The organism is Bradyrhizobium sp. LA6.1 (genome assembly GCF_040547805.1).
Taxonomy (GTDB): Bacteria; Pseudomonadota; Alphaproteobacteria; order Rhizobiales; family Xanthobacteraceae; genus Bradyrhizobium; species Bradyrhizobium barranii.
The window spans coordinates 1-2,127 of record NZ_JBEPQK010000055.1 but is presented as its reverse complement, the minus strand read 5'-3'; the positions used below and the strand labels follow the sequence as shown (position 1 = coordinate 2,127).

At 56.5% G+C, this 2,127-nt stretch carries 3 protein-coding genes; 1 reads left to right on the top strand and 2 read right to left on the bottom strand.

Annotated features, from left to right (window positions below; all coding sequences use genetic code 11):
• Positions 1-217 (top strand): hypothetical protein (locus ABIB99_RS44415; protein WP_354182293.1); only part of this gene is annotated, 217 nt, incomplete at its 5' end.
• A 36-nt stretch (positions 218-253) separates the two neighbouring features.
• On the opposite strand, the gene ABIB99_RS44410 is transcribed toward ABIB99_RS44415, so the two are convergent.
• Positions 254-472 carry a hypothetical protein gene (locus ABIB99_RS44410; protein WP_354113642.1) on the bottom strand — a complete coding sequence of 73 codons (219 nt, stop codon included), beginning with the start codon at positions 470-472 and terminating at the stop codon, positions 254-256.
• Between the two features lie 750 nt (positions 473-1,222).
• Complete coding sequence (locus ABIB99_RS44405) at positions 1,223-1,597, bottom strand: hypothetical protein (RefSeq protein WP_354123522.1); 375 nt, start codon at positions 1,595-1,597, stop codon at positions 1,223-1,225.
• Between the last annotated feature and the right edge of the window lie 530 nt (positions 1,598-2,127).

Sequence of the window (2,127 nt, the reverse complement as noted above, 5' to 3'; positions counted from 1 at the left end):
CTGCTGCCATGGAATTGGCGCTCTGCCATCCGGAACGTTGATCAAGCCGCCTGAGCCGAAAATGACCCGCGCGCGGTCTTCGCCGGATGCTTACCGGAAGACCGCCATGTCCGATGACAAAACGGGCTGGGACTGCATGGTTGGAAATCAAGCCAGTCTCGGAAGGCAGTATCCGTTGGTCAGCACCGCGACGTATTGCAAAGCTGAGGTGAAATAGGACGCCGATCGAGGGGGGCTCCCAACCGCGGAGCCCCTACTCGGGATTCATTTTACTCATGGGGTGGACTGCTGAAGGGGGCTCGTTTTCTTGGTCCTTCGTGGCCTTGTTGAGCTCGCCTTGAGGGCTCTTACCAGCTTCAGACGGTTTGGCCGCCACACGGTGATCCTGCCACTCTCGCTCGATGAGCTCAACTTCGGAGGTCAGGGCCTCTAGCTCGATCGCAATGAGGCGGCGCTTAATGGCGGATCTCATGGCCGGCTCTCCTCGAAGCTGGATCGCTTTTCAGTCGTCTGATGCCCCGCCGTCGTCGAGCACCGGCGGATATGTTCGCTCGGGAGCCGGAGCGCATACAGAGCGCGGGGACCGAAGCGACCACATGCCCAATTGCGCCCAGCCGGCCGCCCAGCCAGCGAGGCTTTGCTCCTGGTCTGTCACGAGCAGCGGTTCCTCAGACGTCAAACCTTATCCAGCGGGCGCACCGCTTACGGCAGGTCGAAGCTGCCATTGCCGACGCGCCGTATTCATCGCGATGTCTGTCCCAGCGCAGCGCTGGAGGAAATACCTAGTCCGTTTAAAACTTTCCTGACGCGGTCAGCCCACCATCGGGAGGCTAGTTCAGCTGCCGAACACGTTGGTGAACCCAGCGCTTTCATTAACCGAGAGCGTCTGAAGCCTAACCGCACGTGGGCGCCGGCGGAACGGTGCCGCCGAACTTGCATCGCGGAACCTGCTGCTTTCGGATGATTGACTAAGGTGGCAGTACGCAGTCTAGGCTCTGCGCCTGTGATTGTGCACGGGAAGCAAATGAAAAAGATTACGAAAAGCCGCCTTCACCTGCTCTTAGAGTTAGAGAGGATCATCGGTCGGGAATGCTACAACGCAAAAACGCAAAACTGGGGACCTAACGGGGTCTTTGAAGGCGAAGGCCGTCACTTCCCGTACCCGATCACATTCGTCGACTCGGACGGCAACAAAATCAAGCGGAAGAATGCAGATAGCTCGCTATCCGCTCAGGTAGCGGTTACCGGATACTATGCGTTCGGAGCGAACCAGCTCCTGATAATGCGGGCCTTGGAGAAGGTTATCAGGCATTTGGAGGACAACCACGGTTTCAGCATTAGCTAAAGTGGTGTCGTGGTGAACTTTGCTTCCTTGGCAGAATACGTCCAAACATTGCGTAAGCCATATCCCTACCTGAGTGGAATGCTCCGAAACATGGTTGTTTGCAAAAAGCAGCATGGCGCGGTGTTCGTTCGGATCGGGATAACAGGGAAAGGCATCGAGCCCAATTATCTGGTGACCTCGAACCGATCTGATCCCGACGGATTTCCAGAAGGAATCCCAAAATTCATTGTCGCCTACAATGGCCGAACTCATGAACCATTCGATTGGGAAGACGTCGATTTAAAACCCCTGAGTTGGAGCCGCGAGTTGTTGGACGGGGCACAGGTGCTTGCGCTCTACAACGAGGTCAACGGTAGAACTGGTTGAAATTCCGGTACCCCGTAAGGATGGGCCTCTGAACGCCCGCTCTCATTCAGAGGGACAAGGGACATTTCTCGTCCCTCATTCAATGCCAGCAGCGACACAAAGCTGAAGTCAGCACTGGGGAATGTCCTCGCTTGGACGACGCGGCGCACGCCGGAAGCGACCGTTCAAACAACCGATCTGGTGATGCAGCAGAACGTTTGGCGCACGAGGGCGTCTAAACGGCGCGAAATGTCTCTAAAAGTTCTCACTCTGTCTTTGCAGGTGAGACCTTAGACGCTTGATCTCGCAAGAGGATTTATGGTGGGCGCACCAGGGCTCGAACGTAAGCGCGAAGCCGATACCCTTGCTTCAGAATTCGAATGAACGTGCGAAGAAGCCTCCGACTAGGACGGAGGTTTGGGATGGGATTGGACAGC

Bases quoted from the DNA above. Each gene is read 5' to 3' on its own strand.
- ABIB99_RS44410 (WP_354113642.1), bottom strand. From the start codon at position 472: ATGAGATCCGCCATTAAGCGCCGCCTCATTGCGATCGAGCTAGAGGCC.
- ABIB99_RS44405 (WP_354123522.1), bottom strand. From the start codon at position 1,597: ATGAGTTCGGCCATTGTAGGCGACAATGAATTTTGGGATTCCTTCTGG.